This is a genomic window from Aquabacter sp. L1I39, assembly GCF_017742835.1.
Taxonomy (GTDB): domain Bacteria; phylum Pseudomonadota; class Alphaproteobacteria; order Rhizobiales; family Xanthobacteraceae; genus L1I39.
Window position 1 is genome coordinate 3,341,112 of the sequence record NZ_CP072392.1, and the last position, 20,839, is coordinate 3,361,950.

Below are 20,839 nucleotides of genomic sequence, written 5' to 3' on the forward strand. Positions count from 1 at the left end.
GGCGGCGTCCTATCCCGAGCGCGCCCGCCTTTCATGCCGGCGAGGCCGGCAGGTTGTTCGACGAGGTGGTCCGCGCCTGCGCGATCCGGCGGCGGGTGAGTGGTGCGGCCGCCAGTCCCAGGGCCGTGCTGGCGAAATGGTCGATGGTATGCCGCAGCCCCTGCGCCAACAGCACCTGCGGCTTCCAGCCGAGCACCTGCCGCGCCAGGGTGATGTCGGGCCGGCGGCGGCGGGGATCATCCACGGGCAGCGGCCGGTAGGAAACGATCGAGCGGGAGCCCGTGAGACGCACCACCTCTTCCGCCAGTTCCTTCACCGTCAGCTCGGCCGGATTGCCCAGATTGATGGCGCCGCGATAGTCGTGCGTGTGCAGCATCAGGCGGAGCAGGCCGTCCACCAGGTCGTCCACATAGCAGAAGGACCGCGTCTGATCGCCGCTGCCATAGATGGTGATGTCGTCCCCCGAGAGCGCCTGGGTGACGGCGTTCGAGACCAGGCGCCCGTCATCGGCGCGCATGCGCGGGCCATAGGTGTTGAAGATACGGGCGACCCGCGCATCGCCGCGGCGGGCGCGCAGATAGTCGAAGGTCAGCGTTTCCGCCGCCCGCTTGCCCTCGTCATAGCAGGCGCGCGGGCCGGTGGGGTTCACGTGGCCCCAATAGCTCTCCTGCTGGGGATGCACTTCCGGATCGCCATAGACCTCGCTGGTGGAGGCCAGCAGGAAGCGGGCGCCGTGCTGCTGGGCCAAGGCGAGTAACTGGTGGGTGCCCAGCACGCAGGTCATCAGCGTGTGCTCGGGATTGGCCTGATAGTGGCGCGGAGAAGCGGCGCAGGCCAGGTTGAACACATAAGCAAGGCGGCCGCTCCGCCGCAGGAGGCGCGCCGGCAGGGGATCGGTGACATCCGCCTCAATGATGTCGAAGCGGGGCTCGTGCTCCAGATGGCGCAGATTCTCGTGGCGCCCGGTCAGGAAATTGTCGAGGCACAGCACCCGGCAGCCACGGGCCAGAAGAGCGTCCGTAAGATGGGAGCCGATGAAGCCCGCGCCGCCGGCGATCAGTGCGACGGTCTCGTCTGCATGGACCATGGCGCTTCCTTTCTCCCTCGGCGCGCGGCCGCAGGGCGGTGGATCAGGCGGAAACTGCCGCGCCTTCCAGGGCAGCGGCGGCGATGTGGCGGTCGAGCTCCTCCGCCCGGTGGGCGGCGGTATGGGCGGCCAGCACCCGCGTGCGTCCCCGCGCCCCGATGGCCTTGCGCTCGGGTTCTTCCATCAGGTGCAGGGTGCGCAGGACATCGGAGGTGTCGCGGGCGATCAGGATCTCGGTGACGGGTGAGAACAGGGTCTCAAGGCCGGGCCAGGGATCGGAAATAATGGGGGTGCCGCAGGCGCCCGCCTCGAACAGGCGCACGCTGGGGCTGAAGCCGGCCTTCACCATGTCCGCCCGCGTCAGATTGAGGGTGAAGCGGCCGGCGGCATAGAAGGCGGCGTGCTCCCCCGGCGGCACGTGGTCGAGGTGCATGACATTGTCCGGCCAAGTGATGTCGGCCGGATATTGCGAGCCGGCGACGGCGAAGGTCAAGTCCGGGGCGGCGCGGGCGGGGGCGAGGAGAAGGCGCTCCAGGGCCGGCTGGCGGTCGGGCGCATAGGTGCCGAGATAGCCGAGGTCATAGAGTGGCAGGATGTCCAGCGGACGGTAAGCCTCCGGGTCCACGGCGCAATAAAGGGCGCGTGCCCGCCTGGCGCCGAACACCCGTTCCAGCCGCTCCAGCGTCGGGCCGCCGGTGAAGGACAGATAAAGGTCGAAGCCGGGAATGAGATCGGCGCTGAGATAGGCGCAGGCGCCCCGCTCCAGCGTGGCGAGCGTCACCGGCGTGTCGATATCATAGAAGGCGGTCACGCCTTGGGCATGGCCAAGCACCATGCGGGCGACCGCCAGCCCGTCCGGCACATAAGAGCCGACCATCACCGCCCGCGCCCCGGCGATGGCCGGGCCGTGGCGGGTGAGGTCGTCCAGGCTGTCATAGAAGGCCAGCGTGCAGAAATCCGGCGCTGGCAGGTCGCGATGGGCGGCATACCAGGGCTGCTCGCGCTCCAGGAATAGGATGCGGCGTCCCGCGCGCGCATAGGCCTTCAGCAGGGCGCGATAGGTGGTGGCATGGCCATTGCCCCAGGAGGACGAAAGGCTGAGGCCGAGGACCACGAGGTCATAGCTCATGCCGGCACCCTTTCCCGCCGCTCGGCCATGGCATCCCTCAGGATGGCGTCCACCTGCGCGGCGCGCTTCTGATAGGTGTGCTCCGCCCGGATGCGGCGTCCGGCGGCCTCGCCGATGGCGCGGGCGCGGGCGGGCGTGAGGGTGGACAGGTGCTCGGCCACATCCATGCCGTCGCGGGCCACCAGCACTTCCTCGCCGGGGGTGAGGAAGAGATCGAGGCCGATCCAGGCATCGGTGATGAGGCAGGCCTCGGCGCCCGCCGCCTCGAAGACGCGCGTGGCCGGCGAAAAGCCGGTCGCGGCCATGCTGTCGCGGGCAATGTTCAGCACCGTGCGGGCGGAGGAGTTGAGCGCATTGTGGTCGCGCGTATAGACATGGCCGATCTTGCGGACATTGTTCGGCATCGCCCGGTCGTCCCAGCCATTGCCGCCCAGCAGGAAGGATGTCTCCCGCAGGCGGGCCGCCGGCATGAGGAAGAACTGGGTCACCCGCGCCTCCCGGTCCGGCAGGCGATTGCCGAGGAAGGCCAGATCGCAGGCAAAGCGCGGATCGGGCGCTACCCGGTGATGGGTGTCCGGGTCGAGGGCGTTATAGACCGGTTCGCACCGGTGGGCGCCGAGATGGCCATAGGCCTCCACCACTGGCGGCCCGCCGCCATAGGTGAGCACCAGGTCGAGCGCCGGAAGCAGGCGCAGCAGCGGATGGCCCGGCGAGGCCCGCAGGGCCGCGAGGGTCGCGGGGGCATCCACGTCCCAGAACAGGCGCAGGGCGCCGGGACGCGCGGCGGCGACGACGCCCTCCAGCAATGCGTCGTCGAAGACCCCGACGCCACTCGCCTTGACCACCACATCGGCATCGCCCGCCCGCGCCACGACCCTTTGAAGGCCGTCCTGGGTGGCGGGATAGACCACCACCTTGGCCCAGTCCGGCGGTTCCATGTCGCGGTGCTGCTGGCGATCAAACGCGTCGGGCTCATAGAAGGTCACGTCATGGCCGAGGCCCGCCAAGCCCTTGATGATGCCGCGATAATAGGTTGCGGCCCCGTTCCAGTAGGAGGACAGGAGGCTCGATCCGTAGAAGGCGATCTTCATGCGGCGCTCTCCTGTGGGGTGGCGGACAGGCTGCGGACGACGGCGAGCAGTTCGGCCGCCCGGTGGGCGCAGGTGTGCCGCGCCTGGATGGTGGCAAGGCCATGGGCGGCCAGGTGCGCGCGCAGGTCGGGGTCGGCCTTCAGCGCGGTGAGGTGGCGGGCGCAGGCCTGTGTGTCCTCGCCCACCAGATAGTCCGCGCCCGGCGTGAACAGATGCTCCGCATCCTCCCAGGGCGCGCTCACCAGGGGGATGCCGCAGGCCAGGGCCTCGAACACCCGGATCGTGGGGATGCCCGGCAGCACCGAGGCATAATAGCGCCGGGGCACATGGACCGTGGCCAGGTGCCGGGCGAACACCTCGGGAACTCGGGCATTGGCGAGCCAGCCGGCATAGCGCGCGCCATGCGCGTCGAGCCGCGCCAGCGCCGCAGCAGGATAACGAACCCCATAGATGGTCAGCGGCAGGCCTGCGCGCGCCGCAGGCTTCAAAAGAAAATCTTCGATCTCCTGGCTCCGCTCCCCCTCGCCGAAATTACCGATCCAGACCACGCCATCCCGGACCGTCTCCTCCTGCGGCGGATGGAAATGGCGCACGTCCGCCGCCTCGTGCCAGACAAAGACGCGATTGCTCCAGCCCCAGCGGCGATAGACCTCCGCCAGCGCTTCGCCGAACGCGAGCACGCCGTCATATCCGGAAAGATCGAAGGCGCGGATGGCCTCCGGGTCGCTCACGGCCCGGTGGTGGGTGTCGTGGAACAGAAGCAGGAAGCGGGCGCCTTGTGCCCGCCGCCGGCCGAGATCGGCTACGAGCGCAGGGTCGTTCCATTCATGAACGATGACGAGGTCGGCCCCGGAAAGGGCGGCCTCCATGTCCTCTTCGCTCTCCCAGCGTGCCGGCGCCAGTTCCGGATAGGCCGCGCGGAAGGGGGAGAGGCCGTCCTCCCCATGGTCTTCCAGAAGGCTTTTGAGGCTCCAGGAGCCCACTGGCTCCAGGGGGCGCACCTCGTGTCCGTCGAGCGCCAGCTCCCGCAGCACGCCGCGCAGGAAATGGGCATTGCCGTGGTTCCAGCAGGAGAGCAGCGAATGGCTGAAATAGACGATCTTCATGCGAGGGTTCCGGTGAGGCTGGACGGGTCGAGGGGGGTGCTGGAGCGCAGCAGCAGGGCGCGATACAGGTCGGCCGTGGCCGCGGCCATGACCTGCGCGTCATAGGCCCCCGCCCGCCGCTCCGCCGCTTGGCCCAGGGCCCGGCGCAGCCTCTCATCGGCGGCGACTGCATTCACAGCGGCGGCAAAGCCCTCCGCGTCGCGCGGCGGCACGAACAGAGCGGCGCCATGCCAGAGCTCGCGGAAGGTGGGAATGTCGGAGAGCACCAGCGGGCACCCCGCCTGCGCGGCTTCCAGCACGCCGAGGCCGAACGGCTCGTAGAGCGCGGCCGAGACGAAGACGGGCCGTCGGGCGAGATGCGCGCGCACCGCCGGCTCGTCGAGCGCCCCAAGCGCCATGGCATGGCCGAGGCGCACCGCATCGCCCTGGGGGCTCACGGTCGGACCCGCCAGCAGGAGCGGCACGTCCATCTGCGCGGCTGCGGCATCGAGCGTATGGGCATTCTTGCCACGATCCCACAGCCGGCCGGTGGAGAAGGCGAAGGTCGCCTCCGGGGCGATCTGCGGCAAGGGTGCGCGCGGCGCGGCGCGGCCATTATGCACCACCACGGGCGAGGCGCCGTAAAGCGCCAGCACGGACGTGGCGAAGGCATGGGTGGGGCACAGCACGGCGTCCGCTCGGGAAAGCGCCTCTGCCATCAATTGGGTGCGCCAGACGAAGTCCTGCGGCAGCGGGCCGTCCTCCACGGTGCCCCACCAACTGGCGAGGCAGGAATGCAGCCCCACCGTCACCGGGCAGGGATAGTCGCCCAAGGCCAGGGCCGGGGTATTGAGATGGACGAGGTCCGCATGGTGCGCAAAGGCGAGGCTGGAGACCTGCTCCGCCGCGGCCAGGATCTGGTCGGGGGTCGATGCCAGCCAGTCCAGCGGCAGGCCGGTCTCCACCACCTGAACGTCGTGCACGGCGCGTGCGGTCGCTTGCTGGTGCGGTGCCATGGCCGGCCCCAGCATCACGAGCGTGGTGCGTACTCCAAGGGGGGCGAGGCCTCGCGCCAGATCGAGCGCATAGGTGAAGACCCCGCCCACCGCATCGGCAGTCAGAAGGAGGTTCAGCGGCAATGGGCGCATGCGGCCTCCAGGTCCGGCAAGGGGAGGGGGTGCTCTTCCTGGATGTCGCTGAGGCTGGAGAACTGGGCGAGATAGTAAGCGTGCGCCCGCTCCCAGGCCGCCTCGTCGGGCTCGCCGAAAAGGCGCCGATAATCGGGGGAGGAGGGATAGGGATAGAGCGGGACGGGATCATTGGCCCACACGCCCGCCCGCTGCAGCTTCTCGCGCCACTCCGCCACCAGAGCATCATCGTCCGCGGGCATTTCGATGAGATTGGCCTGCACGAAGGGCACGCGCCGGCGGGCATGGATGAGGCGCTCGGCCAGTTCGTCGGTGGTCAGGCGGCAATTCTTGTCCAGCAGGGCGCGCCCTTCCAGGGTCAGGCTTTCAACGCCCGCCTCGATGGACACGCAGCGCGCCGCGCCCAGGAGGTCAAGCATGTCGGGCTTCCACAGGTCAATGCGGGTCTGAATACCGAAGGGCACCTGACGGGCTTCCAGTGCTTCCAGAAGCGGCTTCTGAGGCAGGAAGATTTCGTCGATGAAGTAGAAATAGGTGACCCCCTGGGCGATGAGGCGGTCGATTTCGTCCAGCAGCGGCGGCAGGTCGCGCCGACGATAGGCGTCGCGGAAGTCGATCTTGGCGCAGAAGCTGCAGTGATAGGGGCAGCCGCGCGAGGCCTCCACTTCCGCGCCCGGCCCGTCGGGCTCGGCCTCGAAGCGGTGGTGATGGTGATGATGGCCTTCGATCCAGGCATCGGGCCAGGCCAGGGCGGGAAGGTCCTTGAAGCGCGTGGCCCGGGGGCCACCGGTGAGGGTTAAACCGCCGTCCGTGCGGAAGGCCAGGCCCGAAATGGTTGCAGGCGCGTGACCGTCCGCAAGCTCGACAAGCGCTTCCTCGCATTCCCCGCGTACCACAAGGTCCACGCCCAGCTTGTTCAGCGTCGCCCCAGGCGTGACTGAGCCGTGCGGACCCACCGCCACCGTGCGGCCACCCTGATCGCCCAGCGCATCCAGGAAGGCCCGGGGCACCCGCAATTCAGGCGGCGCACAGCGCCAGAAGAGATAGGTGGGCGCGGTGGTAACCACGCTCATGTCCGCACCGAAGGCAGCCACCTCCGCCACGAGCCCTGCATCGTCCTTGCCACTGAGCTGCCCGTCGCAGATCAGCACCTCATGGCCGGCCTGTTCCAGCAGCACCTTCGCCGATCCCAGCTCCAGCGGCAGATGGGGCGCGCGGCAGCCAAAATAGATGGAATGGTCATAGCGCCAAGGCGGATTGACCAGAGCGACGCGCATGGGTCACGCCTCCATGGGCTGGGCGATGAGGGCTTTGTCCGTCGGGGGCTGGTGACCGGCCTCGCCGATCCATTGAGCGAGCCGCGCGACGCCTTCCCGCCAGTCGAGCGGCGCCGGAAGGCCAAGCGCCGCGCGGACCGTGCGCGTGTCGCTCACATAATAGCGCTGGTCGCCGGTGCGCCACGGCTGGAGCTCCAGGCGGGCCTGTCGTCCCAGCACCTGTTCCGCATGGGCGATGACATGGCGCAGCGTGACCGCGTTGGAAGGGCCGCCCCCGAGATTGAAGGCCCGACCCGTCACCTGATCGATGCGGGCGCGGGCCGCCAGATAGGCATCCACCGCATCCTCCACATAGAGGACGTCGCGCACCTGATGGCCGTCACCGAACAGCGTGACGGCCTCGCCCGAGGCGATGCGCCGGAGGAAATGGGCCACCCATCCCTGGTCTTCCGTCCCCATCTGGCGGGGGCCGTAGATGCAGCTCATGCGCATGACCGCGGCCTTGAGGCCGAAGGTGCGGGCATAGTCGAGCACATACTGGTCCGCCGTCCCCTTGGAGCAGCCATAGGGGGTGTGGAAATCCAGCGCCCGCGCCTCGCCGATGCCGAAGCGGGCGATGTCGAGATCGCGCGGCGCGTAGGCGCCGTCGGCGAGGGTGAGGGGCAGATCGGAGAGCGCGCCATACACCTTGTTGGTGCTGGCAAACACCAAGGGGGTCTGCGGCGCACGGATGCGAACGGCTTCCAGCAGGCCGAGCGTGCCGGCCGCATTGACCGCGAAATCCTCAAGCGGGGCATTCAGGGCCGTGGTGACCGCCACCTGGGCGGCGAAATGAAAAATGGCGGTGGCATCGGCCACTGCATCGGCGCAGGTCTGGAAGTCCCGGATATCGGCCTTCACGAAGCTGATCCGCGTGGCATGAACGGCCTTCAGCCAGTCCACATTGGCCTCGACGCCGGGGCGGGCGAGGCTGTCCAGCACCAGCACATGCTCGCCATCCCGCGCGAGGCGCTGGGCCAGGTTGGCGCCGATGAAGCCGGCGCCGCCGGTGACGAGGACGGGGCGGATTCGCCGCAGGGCGGGTGCGGGCGTCATGCCACCAGCCCCCGCGTTTCCAGCTCGCGGCGGGCCTCTTCGGCGCTGTCCACGGCATTCTGGGCGGCGAGCCAGTCTACCAATTCCGCCACACCCGCTTCAAAGGCGACGCGCGGTGCATAGCCAAGGTCCGCGCGCGCCTTGGCAATATCTGCAAAGCAGTGACGAATGTCGCCGGTGCGGGACTGGCCGGTGACCTGCGGATCGATGTCTGGCCGCCCCATGGCGACGGCAAGGGCTTGCGCCACCTGCAGCACGGAGCGGTCCTTCCCGCTGCCGACATTATAGACCCCGCCCACCGCCGCCGGGGCATCCAAGGCGGCGACGAAGGCGCGGGCCACGTCCGACACATGGACGAAATCACGCCTCTGGTGGCCATCCTCGAATACGAGCGGGGGACGCCCATTGAGAAGACGGGAAGCGAAGATGGCCAGCACACCCGTATAGGGGTTGGAGAGCGCCTGGCCGGGGCCATAGACGTTGAACAGCCGCAGGGCGACGCCCTCCATGCCATAGGCGGCACAGACATTCAGCGTCAGGCATTCCTGCACATATTTGGTGAGGGCATAGACCGAGGCGAGGTTGGGGCGCTTCCATTCGGGCGTCGGCGCGGCGGTGAGCGGGAGGCCGGCGCTATCCACCAGGTCCCACCTGCCGGGGCCGCTGGTGCTGCGCACCGCATTTTCCACCGGCGCGCCGTCCGCGTCGCGGTAGAGGCCTTCCCCATAGATGCTCATGGACGAGGCCACGATCACCCGCCGCACGGGATTCTCGATCAGCGCCTGGAACAGCACGGCGGTGCCGAGATCGTTCACGGCCACGTAGCGGTCAATGGCATACATGCTCTGGCCGACGCCCACTTCGGCCGCGAGATGGATCACCGCATCCATGCCCTGGATCGCCTTTCCCACATGCACGGGATCGCGCACATCGCCGATCATGAGTTCGGCTTCGGGCGGCAGGGCTGGGCTGCCGGCGCCGTGGACCTGGGGAATGAGGGAATCGAAAAGGCGCACCGTGTCGCCCCGCTCAACGAGCGCACGCGCCAGATGGCTGCCGATGAAGCCGGCACCGCCGGTGATGAGGATGTTCGCCATGGGGTGCCGGTTCAGTTGGAGTTGCGCCGGATGAACGTGTTGAAGCGGCTTTCACTCGCTTCCTGGTAGAGAAAGGCCAGCGCGCTGCGCTCGAACGTGTCGAAGACATCGTCCCAGGACACCTCTTCCGGGGACCCCTCTTCCAGGGACACCTCTTCCAGGCTTTCGTCGGCGTCGCCGAAAGCGAGGCGCATGAGCCCGCCACCGTCCGGCGTGCCGATGCGGGCGTGGTCGGTGGTTGCCGTACGTTCGGTTGTCTCGCCTTCGGGTGTCTTGCCTGGGGACATGGGGACCTCCGATCTCGGGCATGCGGAGGGTCAACCAGCGGCTACAAAGATGGTTCCGACAAATGCTGTATTTAACTGCAGAGTTTACTTAGGCTTGGCGATGCATTGTGAGCGTTGCGGTAGTAATCGGAAGTGAGTCTAGTCTTTAATGTTCTGTTCAAGTTTTATCTTGGGCTTGCCGTTGCCGTCCTCTGCGCCGCTGAAGCAGGGGTGAGCGTTCGCATCGGACCTATTGGCGTGTTCGGGCGTTGAGAGCGAACCATCCGCGAGCGGCAGGACCACAGCCATGGACGACAGACACACGGCCTATCCCGACGATCTCCGGCAGAACCTGGAGGACCAGCACAATCCGCCCCTCTTGCAGCACGAGGCGCTGCGGGGGGACTTCGATCATGCCCTTCACAACCAAGGCGGAGGCTCCACTGGGGAGGTGGGGGGCGACCGCCCCGCGGAGGTGCGCGACAGCCCGCTCGCGCGGCGCGATGGGTGCGACGTCATCGCGGCCCCCGATGCGCCGCAGGCCCATTGGGATGCACCGCTCCCGGTGCGCATCCGCATCGCCTCGGCGGAGAATCTGGAGATCCGCACGCTGCGGGATGCGGGCAACCTGGTCTCGGGGCGATATTTCACCCTCTCGCACTCCGCGGCTCTTCAGGAATGTGCAGACCTCCTGGTGCTGGCGGCCCGCACCGGCGATCCTGACGATGTCAGCTTCGCTGCCATGCGACTGCAGATGTTTCTGCGCATGCTCGAACTGGCCTGACTTGGGTCGCGCCCGAGGAGAGGATCGGTGGCCCACGCGGACGCCGCCCTGGATCTTCACCGCGGCCGCCGGCGTTGAGAAGGCATGACGTCCGTTGTCACGCCTCCCACCTCGCCGCATGAGCCCCCGCGCCTGCGGGTCGTCACCTACAATGTGCGCCGCTGCCTGGGGCTCGATGGCCGCTACGCCCCGGAGCGGATCGCGCAGGTGATCGCCAGGACGCGGGCCGACGTGGTCGCGCTCCAGGAACTGGACGTGAACCGCCTGCGCAGCGGCGCCATTGACCAGGCGCTCGCCATCGCCGCGGAACTGCGGATGTCCCACCATTTCCACCCCGCCATTCGGGTGCTGGAGGAGCTTTATGGCGATGCCATCCTGTCCCTTCATCCCATGCGCCTCGTGAGGGCCGGACCCTTGCCGGGTCCGCGCGGGCGCCGCTGGGTGGAGCCGCGGGGGGCCCTTTGGGTGGAGGTGGACGTGGCCGGCCAGCCCGTGCAGGTGTTGAACGCTCATTTCGGCCTCCTGCCGCGCGAACGCCTCGATCAGGCGCGGGCCCTTCTCGGGCCGGACTGGCTCGGTCACCCCCTGTGCCGGGGTCCGGCGGTCCTGCTGGGGGACTTCAATGCCCGCCCGGCGTCCGCGGCTTATCGCCTGCTCGCCACCCAGTTGCGCGACGCTCAGCGGGCGGATGGCCGGCCTCCGGCCGCCACCTTCCCGAGCCGCTGGCCGCTCCTGCGCATCGACCATGTGTTCCTGCGCGGCGATCTGCGGGTGGAAGGCTGCGAGGTTGTCAGCGGTCGCGCCACCCGCCTCGCCTCGGATCATCTGCCGCTGATGGTCGATCTCAGCCTGCGCGCCGCGACGGACCCGGAGCGTGGAGCGCCCGAACTGTCCGCCCCCATCGGCCCCGTTCCCGTCAGCGAGACCACGCTATGAGCACCGCCCATCCTGCCGCGACCCGCCGGAGCGGGGGCCTGCTGGCCCGCATGCATGCCATCGCCGCGAGCCGCATCTTCCAACTGGGCTTCTTCCTGGCAGCCGCGCTGCTGGGCGTGGGGCTTCTGTGGCATGCCCTGAGCCGCTACAGCTTCGAGGAAATCGTGGCGGCCGTGACCGCGGTGCGGGGGTGGCGCCTTGGGTTGGCGGCCGGGTTTGCGGCGGCAAGCTATGTCTGCCTCACTTTCTTCGACTATCTCGCCTTGCGCTGGATCGAGCGGCCACTCCCCTACCGGCAGGCGGCGCTCGCCTCGTTCGCGAGCCTGTCTCTGGGCCATTCCATCGGCTTTGCGGGCCTCAGCTCGGGGGCCATTCGCTACCGCTTCTATTCCCGCTGGGGCCTGGGCGCCGGCGACGTGGCGCAGATCGTGCTTTTCTGCGGGGTCACGGTGGGGCTGGGCCTGTCCATGCTGGCGGGCATCTCCATGATGGCCGATCCTGCCACCGCCCAGAGCCTGCTGCGCCTGCCGGAAGCCACCCTCAGGACATTGGGCCTTGCCGGCATCCTCGTGCCACTCGCCTATCTCGCCTGGGCAATGGTGCCGGAGCGGTTCGCCCGGCGCACCTTCTGGCGGCTGCGGCGGCCCAAAGCGGGGCTCGCCCTGGCGCAGATCATCGTGGGCACGGTGAATTTTGCGCTGGTGGCGGCCTGCCTGCACCAGGCGCTCACCCATGTGGCGGAGGTGTCCTATCCCGCCGTCGCCTCCGCCTATGTGGCAGCCAATACCGCCACGCTCATCACCCATGTGCCGGGCGGACTCGGGGTGGTAGAAACGGTGGTCCAGCATGTGTTGCCGGGACAGGACCTGATCGGCCCGCTCCTGGTCTTCCGCTTCGTTTATTTCCTGGCGCCCCTCCTGCTCGGCCTTGCGCTGCTGGGGATCACGGAAGTGGTGGAAAAGCGAAAGGCGCGCTGACGGCGCCTCTCACCCGAACAGCTTTGCCCATAGGCGGGACCAGGAGAAGGGTGCCACGGGATCGAGGATCTTCGTGCCGGGGATGGGCTCGGTCGGACCGTCGCGGCGCGGGGCCTGGAAGGGGCGGAGGCGGCGGGGACCGCCATTCAGCAGATCGACCGCGCGGATCAGCGAACCGGTCGCTTCCAGATGCATGGCGACACGCTCCGGCGTCGCGCCCAGATGCTCCGCCAGAAGGGCATTGCGGATGCCTGCCACGGCCGCAGACTGATCCTCCCGGCTCGCTTCCAGCGTCACGTCGAATTCGCTGTCGAGACCCACGGAGCGGTTGTTCAGATTGGACGAGCCCATCCAGAGATAACGGTCATCCGCCACCATGAGCTTGGCGTGGACGAGGATGTCGCACGGCCCGTCCCGCCCGTCCACCACCGGATGGAATACGCGCAGCCGGTCGTACCGGTCTGCGCGCGCGAGCCGCCGCAGCAGGCGGTCGCGGTTGGTGCCCATGATCGCGCGCTCGAACCAGGAATGGGTGGTATCGCTCACCACCGCCACGATTTCGGGTCCGTCATGTTCCATCAGCCGGCGCTCCAGAAGCTCGGCCACATGGTGGGCGGTGAGATATTGCGCCTCGATATAGAGGCTGCGGCGGGCGGCGCGCAGCACATCGGTCAAGAGGCGCGGCGCCTCCGCGATGCGCTCCCGGTTCTTCCAGGCGGGCAGCGAGCGCGCAAGGCCAAGCGTGATGTCCTCGAAACCGGGCACGGCGTCACCGGGCACAGCATCCTGCGGCCAGAGGGTCGGGTCGCCGGCGCGGCAGGGGAGGGTGATCTCCTCCCCGGTAAAGGCGGACCAGCGTTCATTGGCGAGAGCGCACACGTCGGCCGCCGCCGGGCCGTCCAGCATCAGCATCACATCATGCACGGGGCCGAACGGCGTGCCGTCCGGCTGGCGGCGATGGGGATCGTCCGGATGATGGGCGCAGGTGTCCCAGCGATCCACCGTGAGGTCCATGCCGCCGGTGAAGGCCAGTGCGCCGTCAAGGCAAACGATCTTCTGGTGGTGGGCGGCATAGGCGGGGTGTGTGGTATCCAGCCGCAGGCTGATGCGCGGATGATCCTGCCACGCCTCTCCCAGGAGCAGCCCCGCCGGCGCGCTCGGGCCATGGAGGACGGCGGAACTCCATACCAGCACGCGCACATGAAGATCGGGGTGCCGCTCCACCTGTCGGCGCAGTACCTCGCCCAGCGTCTCGCAGCGTTGCGGGTCGTCCGGGCGCAGGCGGATGCGGCCGTCAAAATCCCACCCCACCACCAGGATGGAATGGCGGGCCGCGTGAAGCGCATCATAGAGGGCTGCGAAATAGGCGCGCCCATCCACCAGGACCTGCGCGCGGCGGGCCATGCTGATGCGCGAGCAATTGCGATCTTCACGGAAGAGGGCGCTGGCGTGCGCACCCGTCGGCGCAGCACCGACAGGGTTTGACGCGCCCGCGCAGGCGCTTTGCCGTTTCAGGCCCAGCGAGGTGTTCCACATGTTCAAGGAGGAAGACGCGGCCACGGACATCCGCTCCGTTCATCGAGAGTTTCCCTCTCAATGCCGGCCGGCCCCGTTCCGTTCCTGAACCCCGGCGGTGACACCTGCCGGGAACTTAAACCGCGCTTTTGTCCTTTCTTCCCCGGTGCCGGCCCGCGCGCGCGGGCCGGCGAGGCGGAGATGGACGTGATCGATCGCAGAAGCTTGATGCTGGGAGGGCTCCTCCTTCCGGCCCTTGATGTCTTTGCCGCGCAGGCCGCGCCCGCCGAGGAGAGCACGCGCTTTGATGCCGGGACGGTGCGCACGCTCGCCAGGACTCTTGCCGCCAGCCCCTATAAGGCGGGCGACACCGGCCTGCCGGGCGAGCTGGACAAGCTCAGCTATGATGATTACCGCAACATCCGCTTCAATGCCGAGCGCGCCATCTGGCGGGGCGAGGGCCTGCCGTTCGAGCTCCAGCTCCTTCATCGCGGCTTCCTGTTCCGCGACCGGGTGGACATCCATCTGGTCACCGAGGGCAAGGCCACCCGGCTGCGCTACGATCCCGCCTTGTTTCGCTTCGAGCATGGCTTGAAGGCGCCGCAGGGCAATACGGACCTCGGCTTTTCCGGCTTTCGGCTGCATGGTCCGCTGAACCGGCCGGATTATTTCGACGAGATCGCGGTGTTCCAGGGGGCCAGCTATTTCCGCGCCGTGGCCAAGGGGCAGGTCTATGGCTCGTCCGCCCGCGGGCTCGCCGTTCGCACGGGGCATCCCCAGGGCGAGGAATTCCCAATCTTCAAGGCCTTCTGGATCGAGACGCCGCGGCCGGGCGTGCCGTCGGTGGTGATGCATGGCCTGCTGGACAGCCCGAGCGCGGCGGCCGCGCTCCGCTTTACTCTGCGCCCCGGCGAGACCACGGTGATGACGGTGGAGATGGCGCTCTATCCCCGGCAGGATGTGGCCGAGGCGGGGCTTGGACCACAAACCTCCATGTTCCTGTTTGATCCCGGCGACCGCAGCGGCTTCGACGATTTCCGCCCCGCCGTGCGCGATGCCCAGGGGCTCGGCATTATCGATGGGCGGGGCGAATATCTCTGGCGGCCGCTGGCCAACCCGTCCCGCCTCCAGATCAGCGAGTTCGGCGGGGCCAATGTGCGCGGCTTCGGCCTGATGCAGCGCCAGCGCTCCTTCTTCGACTACCAGGATCTGGAAGCGCGCTACGAGCGGCGCCCAAGCCTGTGGGTGGAGCCCATCGGGGACTGGGGCGAAGGCGCCGTGCAATTGGTGGAGATCCCCACCGACCAGGAGATCCACGACAATATCGTCGCCTTCTGGCGGCCCAAGGAGCCGCTGCGCAAGGGTGGGGAATACAATTACACCTACCGCCTGCATTGGACCTGGGACATGCCCACACCCGCCAGCCTGTGCCGGTTTGCCGACATGCGGGTGGGCGGGGATGGGGGACGGCGGCTGATGGTGCTGGACCTCGTGGACGGGCCTCTCCAGACGCTGAAGCTGGAGGAGGTGGAGGCGCGCGTCTCGGCCAGCGCCGGCACCATTTCCAGCGTGGTTCTCCAGCCCAACCCGGACATTTCCGGCGCCCGCCTGTCCTTCATCTTCGAGCCCAAGGGGGTGGATCTGTCCGAATTGCGCGCGGGCCTGTTTGCCGGCGGCAATGCGGTCAGCGAGACCTGGCTGTATCGATGGACGGCGTAGCCGCGCCCCGGCGCCGCGTGCGCCCGCCCGCGCCGCGCGCAGACGAGGTCCCGCCCGTCCCCGCGCCCGCCTTGCCGGCGGAGGCCCCCTTGAGCATGCCGGCCCAGCCTCTGCACCGGCGCAGGGAGCCGATGCGGACCGGTCGGGGCGAGAAGGCACGCCTCGCCGGCCGGCGCCTTTTCGTCTTCGGTGGCGCGGCCCTGCTCACCGCTTTCGCCGGCTACGAGATGTACCAGGTGCTTGACGTGGGCGGCCTGACAGCGCTGGAAGCGCTGGTCCTGGTGCTGTTCGTGGTGCTCTTCGTCTGGATCGCCTTGTCCTTCATGACCGTGCTGGGTGGCCTCATTGCCTCCCGCTTTCCCATGGGTATCCGCCCTGACGGTCCGCTGCCGCCCTTGTCCCTGCGCACCGCCATCCTGCTGCCGGTCTATAATGAGGAGCCCGCGCGGGTGTTTGCGGGGCTGGAGGCAACGTGCCACTCGCTAGGGGAGACGGGGCGCGGCGACCTGTTCGACGTCTTCGTGCTGAGCGACACCACCCAGGCTGATGTCTGGGTGGCGGAGGAGGCCGAGTATCTGGCATTGCGCGCCCGCATGCCGGGTCTGAAGCTCTATTATCGTCGGCGACCCGAGAATGTGGACCGCAAGGCGGGCAACATCGCCGAATGGGTGACGCGCTTCGGCGGCGCCTATGACGCCATGCTGGTGCTGGACGCGGATAGCGTCATGTCCGGCGATTGCGTGGTGCGCGCCACCGCCGCCTTGGAGGCCGACCCCGGCCTCGGGCTGGTGCAGACCTTGCCGGTGATCGTGGGCGGCCGCACGCCGCTGGCGCGGCTCCAGCAATTTGCCGGGCGGCTCTATGGACCGCTGATCGCGCGCGGGCTTGCCTGGTGGCATGGGCCCCATTCCAATTATTGGGGCCACAATGCCGTCATCCGCACCCGCGCCTTCGCCGAGAGCGCGGGCCTGCCGCATTTGAAGGGCCGCAAGCCCTTCGGCGGCCATGTGCTGAGCCATGACTTCATCGAGGCCGCCTTCCTGCTGCGGGCGGGATGGGGGGTGCGCATGCTGCCCCAGCTCACCGGCAGCTATGAGGAGGGGCCGCCTTCCTTGTCCGAGCTGACGGTGCGCGACCGTCGCTGGTGCCAGGGCAATCTTCAGCATCTGGCCATCCTGCCGGCCCGCGGCCTGCGCACGCCGACCCGCATCCATCTGCTCACCGGCATCGGCTCCTATGTGACGGCGCCCCTGTGGCTGCTGCTTCTGGTGGCGGGGCTTTTGACGGCGCTCCAGGCCCGCTTCGTGCCGCCCACCTATTTTCCCTCCGGCTTTGCCCTCTTTCCCACCTGGCCGGCGCAGGACCCCATCCGGGCGGCCTGGGTGTTCGGCGGCACCATGGCGGTGCTGCTGGTACCCAAGCTCTTCGCCTATGGCGCGCTGCTGTTCGACCGGGAGGCGCGGCGCGGCTTTGGCGGGGCGGGCTGGGCCTTCCTGAACCTGTTGTGGGAATGCCTGCTCTCGGCCTTGTGTGCGCCGGTCATCATGGTCTCCCAGTCGCTGCATGTGTTGAGCATCCTGTCGGGGCGGGATGGCGGCTGGCAGCCCCAGCAGCGGGACGATGGCTCCATCGGCTGGCGGGCGGCCTTCTGGCAATTCCTGCCGCAGACGCTGCTCGGCCTGATCTTCACCGCCGCCACCGCCGCCATTTCCTGGCCGCTGCTGGCCTGGATGTCGCCGGTCATTCTCGGCCTGCTGCTGGCGGTGCCGCTCGCCGTGCTGACGGGACGTGCTTCGACCGGGCCGGTCTGGCTCAGCATCCCCGAAGATCGCGCGCCGCCCGACGTGCTGCGACAGGCCACGGACCTGCGCCGCGGGGTGCGGCCGACCCATCAGGAGGCCGTGGCCCGTCTTGCCGCCGATCCCGCTCTTCTCGCCTTTCATCGCGCCAGCCTGCCGGAGGGTGGCCGCCGCCGACCGGGAGACGTGCGGCCCGAGCGCCTCGTCGCCCGCGCCAAGGTGGAGGATGCGGCGAGCCGGGCGGACGCCCTGGCGCGCCTCACGCCCCGCGAGAAGGTGGCAGCGCTCGGCGACGACGTGGCTCTCGCGGGGCTGCTGGCCTTGCCGGAAGGGGCTTCGCCCGCGGCGGCGGGTGCCGCGGCTTGACGGGCCGCGCCGGGGGAGGCCATGCGCGGTCGCCCCGCGCGCGCCGGGCGGCGTTCCCCATTTCTGTTCCGGTGCCTTCGCGGCACGCATAAGCGCGGCGCCCTGCCTTGCGTCAGGGGAACCTCGAAACCGGCGCCGGGCGTGCTAGGTTGCGCGCCGATTCAGCGGACGACCGTCCTGCGGCCGCCGCAATCCCATAAGCTCAGAGGCATCCATGTATCGCGACGTTCTGCTCCACATTGACGGCCAGTGGCGCGCGGCCGAGGGTGGCCGCACCATCGAGGTGCTCAACCCGGCCACCGAAGAGGTGATCGGCACGGTCGCCCATGCTTCCCGCAGCGATCTCGACGCCGCGCTGGCGGCGGCCGAGAAGGGCTTCCGGCAGTGGTCCAAGGTCTCCGCCTATGACCGCGCCAAGGTGATGCGCAAGGCCGCCGACCTCCTGCGCGAGCGCGTGGCCGACATCATGCCCCTGATGACCCAGGAGCAGGGCAAGCCGCTGGGCGAGGCCAAAGTGGAGACGCTCGCCGCCGCCGACATCATCGACTGGTTCGCCGAGGAGGCCCGCCGCGCCTATGGCCGCGTGGTGCCCGCCCGCGCGCCGGGCATCTACCAACTGGTCATCAAGGAGCCGGTGGGTCCCGTGGCCGCCTTCACGCCCTGGAACTTCCCCATCAACCAGGTGGTGCGCAAGGTCTCGGCCGCGCTGGCGGCGGGCTGCTCCATCATCGTGAAGGCCCCCGAGGAGACCCCGGCCTCCCCAGCCGAGCTCATCCGTGCCTTCGTGGATGCGGGCGTTCCGGCGGGTGTCGTCAACCTCGTCTATGGCGTGCCCGCCGAGATCAGCGAATATCTCATCCCCCATCCGGTCATCCGGAAGGTCACCTTCACCGGCTCCACCCCCGTGGGCAAGCAGCTTGCGGCGCTGGCCGGCCTGCACATGAAGCGGGTCACCATGGAGCTGGGCGGCCATTCCCCCGTCATCGTGTTCGAGGATGCGGACATCGAGGCGGCGGCCAAGCAGATCGCGGCGGCCAAGTTCCGCAATGCCGGCCAGGTGTGCGTCTCGCCCACCCGCTTCATGGTGCAGGAGAAGGCCTACGACCAGTTCGTGGAGCGCTTCGTCGCCTATGCCAAGTCGCTGAAGGTGGGCAATGGCCTGGAGGCCGGCACCCAGATGGGCCCGCTCGCCAATCCCCGCCGCGTGCCGGCCCTTGAGGCGCTCTTGGCGGACGCCACCCAGAAGGGGGCGGAGATCGCCACCGGCGGCAACCGCATCGGCAATAAGGGCTATTTCTTCGAGCCGACCGTGGTCACGGGCGTCAACCGCGAGATGCGGATGATGAACGAGGAGCCCTTCGGTCCGCTGGCCATGATCTTCCCCTTCGCCGACTTCGACGAGGCGGTGGAAGAGGCGAACCGTCTGCCCTACGGCCTTGCCTCCTACGCCTATACCCGCTCGGCCAAGACCGCCAACGCCATCGCCAACTCGGTGGAAGCGGGCATGATGACCATCAATCATCTGGGCCTCGCTTTGCCGGAAGTGCCGTTCGGCGGCGTGAAGGATTCCGGCTTCGGCTCGGAAGGCGGCCTGGAGGCCATCGAGGCCTATCTGAACCCCAAGTTCGTGTCCCAGGCGGGTCTTTGAGGATTGAGGGAGAAGGGTCGGGCGTGTCGCGCGCGGCCTTTTTGTGCGTCACGGAGCGGCCGGTCGCTCACAGCGTCCCGCTAATGCGGGCGATCAGCGCGTCCGGCCGGTCGGGAAGGACATCGCCGCGCCAGGCGATGTGCTGATCGGGGCGCACCAGCACGGCCTTGCGGTCATAAGGGGCGGCCTCTGGTGTCGGGGTGATGTCCAGCACCGCCAGGGGAACGCGCGCCGCCCGCGCGGCTGAGGCCAGGCCGCTCACGTCGAGCGACGGGTCGAAGCGCAGCAAGGTGTAGTCGGGGCCGAGCGCGTCATAGAGCGAGCGGCCATCGGCCAGCCAGAAATGGGGCGCCCGGCAGCCGGGAACGGTGGAGGGCTCGAACGTGCCCATGCCATAAGCCGGCTGGGCCTCCCCATCATAGGCGATGAGCGGCGAGCGGTCGTAGAAATAGCCGAAGTTCAGGCCGGCGCAGCAATATTGCTGCACGTTGAGATCATACACATCCTGCCCGAAGGCGGCGCGCAGGGCATCGCCCTCCGGCCCCGGCTTCTCAATATCGGTCGGCACCGCGCGGCGGCGCTTGGCCATTTCTTCCGCATGGCGCATGGCGAAATGGGAGACCTGCTGGGTGATGGGCTGGCGCTCGGCCTCGTGGGCGTCGAGAATGACCGGGCCGCCCCAGCCGTTCAGATGGGCCGCCAGCAGCCAGGACAGGTTGGTGGCGTCCGCGATGCCCGCATTCATGCCATAGCCCGCATAGGGCACCCAGATATGGGCGGCATCGCCGCAGATGAAGACGCGGCGATCGCGGAAGCGGTTGGCCACAAGGCGGCGGCCGAACCAGTCCTCCTTGCTCACGACGTCATAGGAAAAGTCCGGGCCGACGCCGAGAATGGTGCGGATGGCCCAGTCGCGGTCCACCGCGTCGAAGTCCGCTTCGTCGTCGCGCAGATAGTTGTGCACCAGCCAAAGCTCTTTCCCGTCAATGGCGTAGATGTTGCCGCTGCGGCGGGGATTGAGGGTGAACATGGACCAGGCCGGCGGTAGCTGCATGCGCGCGATGAGGTCGGGCGCACGGATGAGGGTGGACTGGACGCGCTGAACCACCGCGTCGCCTTCGAGCCGCGCGCCCATCTGGCGGCGGATCTCCGACTTGCCGCCGTCGCAGCCCACCAGATAGGCGGCCTTGATCTCAAAGGCGGCGCCGGTTTCCAGGTCGCGGGCGGTGGCGGTGACGCCCGTCTCGTCCTGGGTGAAGCGCTCCACCTGCGTGCGGTTGAGGATGCGGATTCCGGGCTGGCGCGCCGCATGGGCGAACAGGATGGGTTCAAGGTAAATCTGGTTGATGCGGTGGGGCGGCTCGGGGGTAGGCCACCAGGTGTCCGGTCCCTCCTTCGCGGTGTAGCGGTCGCGCCGGCAGGGAATGGGAATGCGGGTGATCTCCGCGCCCACCGTCGAGGTGCGGTAGGACACGTCATTGGCATAGTCCTCCGGCAGTCCAGCATTGCGCAGGGCGCTGGCAACGCCGAGGCGGCGGAAGATTTCCATGGAGCGGGCCGAGACGTGGTTGCACTTCACGTTCGGTGGCTCACCGGCGGCCCGCATCTCCACCACCGTCACATCAATGCCCCGGGCGGCGAGGTCGAGCGCGAGGGTGAGGCCGACAGGGCCGGCGCCGACGACGAGCACGGAGGTGGCAAGGGGCTGGGACGGAACGGTCCGCGGGGCAGTGGTCGGCGGGGCGGTCATGGACGCAGTCATGAGCGAGGCCTCTGTGGGGCTGGGCATGCGCAAGGCGGGCCGCGCCGGGGCGCGGCCG

Annotated in this window: 17 protein-coding genes; 6 read left to right on the forward strand and 11 right to left on the reverse strand. The window is 68.7% G+C overall.

All coding sequences use genetic code 11. The annotated features are described in order from the left end of the window. Positions 1-31: 31 nt before the first annotated feature. Genes J5J86_RS15135 through J5J86_RS15175 form a run of 9 tightly spaced genes read right to left on the reverse strand, consistent with a single transcriptional unit; the run spans position 32 to position 9,296 of the window. Complete coding sequence (locus tag J5J86_RS15135) at positions 32-1,087, reverse strand: UDP-glucuronic acid decarboxylase family protein (protein WP_209099415.1); 1,056 nt, start codon at positions 1,085-1,087, stop codon at positions 32-34. Between the two features lie 43 nt (positions 1,088-1,130). Further along, positions 1,131-2,216, reverse strand: coding sequence for a CgeB family protein (locus tag J5J86_RS15140; protein WP_209099416.1), 1,086 nt, complete (start codon positions 2,214-2,216; stop codon positions 1,131-1,133). Then, the gene (locus tag J5J86_RS15145; protein WP_209099418.1) at positions 2,213-3,307 is read right to left on the reverse strand and encodes a CgeB family protein; all 1,095 of its coding nucleotides are present in this window, start codon (positions 3,305-3,307) and stop codon (positions 2,213-2,215) included. The genes J5J86_RS15140 and J5J86_RS15145 overlap by 4 nt, the downstream gene beginning before the upstream one ends. Beyond that, positions 3,304-4,413, reverse strand: coding sequence for a CgeB family protein (locus J5J86_RS15150; RefSeq protein ID WP_209099420.1), 1,110 nt, complete (start codon positions 4,411-4,413; stop codon positions 3,304-3,306). The genes J5J86_RS15145 and J5J86_RS15150 overlap by 4 nt, the downstream gene beginning before the upstream one ends. Further along, positions 4,410-5,540, reverse strand: a complete 1,131-nt coding sequence (locus tag J5J86_RS15155) for a glycosyltransferase family 4 protein (RefSeq protein WP_209099422.1) — start codon at positions 5,538-5,540, stop codon at positions 4,410-4,412. Before J5J86_RS15155 ends, J5J86_RS15150 begins: the two co-directional genes overlap by 4 nt. Continuing rightward, complete coding sequence (locus J5J86_RS15160) at positions 5,522-6,817, reverse strand: TIGR04295 family B12-binding domain-containing radical SAM protein (RefSeq protein WP_209099424.1); 1,296 nt, start codon at positions 6,815-6,817, stop codon at positions 5,522-5,524. The genes J5J86_RS15155 and J5J86_RS15160 overlap by 19 nt, the downstream gene beginning before the upstream one ends. A gap of 3 nt (positions 6,818-6,820) precedes the next feature. Continuing rightward, positions 6,821-7,912 (reverse strand): SDR family NAD(P)-dependent oxidoreductase, encoded by a 1,092-nt coding sequence (locus J5J86_RS15165; protein WP_209099426.1) that lies wholly within the window; start codon positions 7,910-7,912, stop codon positions 6,821-6,823. Continuing rightward, positions 7,909-9,009: an NAD-dependent epimerase/dehydratase family protein gene (locus tag J5J86_RS15170; protein WP_209099428.1), complete on the reverse strand. Its 1,101-nt coding sequence runs from the start codon at positions 9,007-9,009 to the stop codon at positions 7,909-7,911. Before J5J86_RS15170 ends, J5J86_RS15165 begins: the two co-directional genes overlap by 4 nt. 11 nt (positions 9,010-9,020) lie before the next feature. After that, positions 9,021-9,296, reverse strand: a complete 276-nt coding sequence (locus J5J86_RS15175; RefSeq protein ID WP_209099430.1) for a hypothetical protein — start codon at positions 9,294-9,296, stop codon at positions 9,021-9,023. 286 nt (positions 9,297-9,582) lie between these two features. Between J5J86_RS15175 and J5J86_RS15180 the strand changes: the two genes are divergently transcribed. The 3 genes from J5J86_RS15180 to J5J86_RS15190 all read left to right on the forward strand — a co-directional run bounded on the left by J5J86_RS15180 (position 9,583) and on the right by J5J86_RS15190 (position 11,972). Then, positions 9,583-10,059, forward strand: a complete 477-nt coding sequence (locus J5J86_RS15180; RefSeq protein WP_209099432.1) for a hypothetical protein — start codon at positions 9,583-9,585, stop codon at positions 10,057-10,059. 84 nt (positions 10,060-10,143) lie between these two features. Continuing rightward, positions 10,144-10,995 (forward strand): endonuclease/exonuclease/phosphatase family protein, encoded by an 852-nt coding sequence (locus tag J5J86_RS15185; RefSeq protein ID WP_209099434.1) that lies wholly within the window; start codon positions 10,144-10,146, stop codon positions 10,993-10,995. After that, positions 10,992-11,972 carry a UPF0104 family protein gene (locus tag J5J86_RS15190; RefSeq protein WP_342449085.1) on the forward strand — a complete coding sequence of 327 codons (981 nt, stop codon included), beginning with the start codon at positions 10,992-10,994 and terminating at the stop codon, positions 11,970-11,972. Before J5J86_RS15185 ends, J5J86_RS15190 begins: the two co-directional genes overlap by 4 nt. A 9-nt stretch (positions 11,973-11,981) precedes the next feature. On the opposite strand, the gene J5J86_RS15195 is transcribed toward J5J86_RS15190, so the two are convergent. Continuing rightward, a complete protein-coding gene (locus J5J86_RS15195; protein ID WP_247657625.1) occupies positions 11,982-13,532 on the reverse strand; it encodes a phospholipase D-like domain-containing protein in 1,551 nt (516 codons plus the stop codon). A 165-nt stretch (positions 13,533-13,697) separates the two neighbouring features. Here J5J86_RS15195 and J5J86_RS15200 point away from each other — a divergent pair, with 165 nt between their 5' ends. The 3 genes from J5J86_RS15200 to J5J86_RS15210 all read left to right on the forward strand — a co-directional run bounded on the left by J5J86_RS15200 (position 13,698) and on the right by J5J86_RS15210 (position 19,019). Then, positions 13,698-15,206, forward strand: a complete 1,509-nt coding sequence (locus J5J86_RS15200; RefSeq protein ID WP_446698690.1) for a glucan biosynthesis protein — start codon at positions 13,698-13,700, stop codon at positions 15,204-15,206. Continuing rightward, on the forward strand, positions 15,194-17,371 hold the full coding sequence (gene mdoH, locus J5J86_RS15205) for a glucans biosynthesis glucosyltransferase MdoH (protein WP_209099436.1): 2,178 nt from the start codon (positions 15,194-15,196) through the stop codon (positions 17,369-17,371). Before J5J86_RS15200 ends, mdoH begins: the two co-directional genes overlap by 13 nt. A 214-nt stretch (positions 17,372-17,585) precedes the next feature. After that, positions 17,586-19,019 (forward strand): NAD-dependent succinate-semialdehyde dehydrogenase, encoded by a 1,434-nt coding sequence (locus tag J5J86_RS15210; RefSeq protein ID WP_209099439.1) that lies wholly within the window; start codon positions 17,586-17,588, stop codon positions 19,017-19,019. Between the two features lie 67 nt (positions 19,020-19,086). On the opposite strand, the gene J5J86_RS15215 is transcribed toward J5J86_RS15210, so the two are convergent. Next, complete coding sequence (locus J5J86_RS15215) at positions 19,087-20,769, reverse strand: FAD-dependent oxidoreductase (RefSeq protein ID WP_209105410.1); 1,683 nt, start codon at positions 20,767-20,769, stop codon at positions 19,087-19,089. Positions 20,770-20,839 lie beyond the last annotated feature (70 nt).

What these genes read in the sequence shown, in the direction of transcription:
- J5J86_RS15135 (WP_209099415.1), bottom strand. Translation starts at nt 1,087, where the DNA reads ATGGTCCATGCAGACGAGACCGTCGCACTGATCGCCGGCGGCGCGGGC.
- J5J86_RS15140 (WP_209099416.1), bottom strand. Translation starts at nt 2,216, where the DNA reads ATGAGCTATGACCTCGTGGTCCTCGGCCTCAGCCTTTCGTCCTCCTGG.
- J5J86_RS15145 (WP_209099418.1), bottom strand. Translation starts at nt 3,307, where the DNA reads ATGAAGATCGCCTTCTACGGATCGAGCCTCCTGTCCTCCTACTGGAAC.
- J5J86_RS15150 (WP_209099420.1), bottom strand. Translation starts at nt 4,413, where the DNA reads ATGAAGATCGTCTATTTCAGCCATTCGCTGCTCTCCTGCTGGAACCAC.
- J5J86_RS15155 (WP_209099422.1), bottom strand. Translation starts at nt 5,540, where the DNA reads ATGCGCCCATTGCCGCTGAACCTCCTTCTGACTGCCGATGCGGTGGGC.
- J5J86_RS15160 (WP_209099424.1), bottom strand. Translation starts at nt 6,817, where the DNA reads ATGCGCGTCGCTCTGGTCAATCCGCCTTGGCGCTATGACCATTCCATC.
- J5J86_RS15165 (WP_209099426.1), bottom strand. Translation starts at nt 7,912, where the DNA reads ATGACGCCCGCACCCGCCCTGCGGCGAATCCGCCCCGTCCTCGTCACC.
- J5J86_RS15170 (WP_209099428.1), bottom strand. Translation starts at nt 9,009, where the DNA reads ATGGCGAACATCCTCATCACCGGCGGTGCCGGCTTCATCGGCAGCCAT.
- J5J86_RS15175 (WP_209099430.1), bottom strand. Translation starts at nt 9,296, where the DNA reads ATGTCCCCAGGCAAGACACCCGAAGGCGAGACAACCGAACGTACGGCA.
- J5J86_RS15180 (WP_209099432.1), top strand. Translation starts at nt 9,583, where the DNA reads ATGGACGACAGACACACGGCCTATCCCGACGATCTCCGGCAGAACCTG.
- J5J86_RS15185 (WP_209099434.1), top strand. Translation starts at nt 10,144, where the DNA reads ATGACGTCCGTTGTCACGCCTCCCACCTCGCCGCATGAGCCCCCGCGC.
- J5J86_RS15190 (WP_342449085.1), top strand. Translation starts at nt 10,992, where the DNA reads ATGAGCACCGCCCATCCTGCCGCGACCCGCCGGAGCGGGGGCCTGCTG.
- mdoH (WP_209099436.1), top strand. Translation starts at nt 15,194, where the DNA reads ATGGACGGCGTAGCCGCGCCCCGGCGCCGCGTGCGCCCGCCCGCGCCG.
- J5J86_RS15210 (WP_209099439.1), top strand. Translation starts at nt 17,586, where the DNA reads ATGTATCGCGACGTTCTGCTCCACATTGACGGCCAGTGGCGCGCGGCC.
- J5J86_RS15215 (WP_209105410.1), bottom strand. Translation starts at nt 20,769, where the DNA reads ATGACCGCCCCGCCGACCACTGCCCCGCGGACCGTTCCGTCCCAGCCC.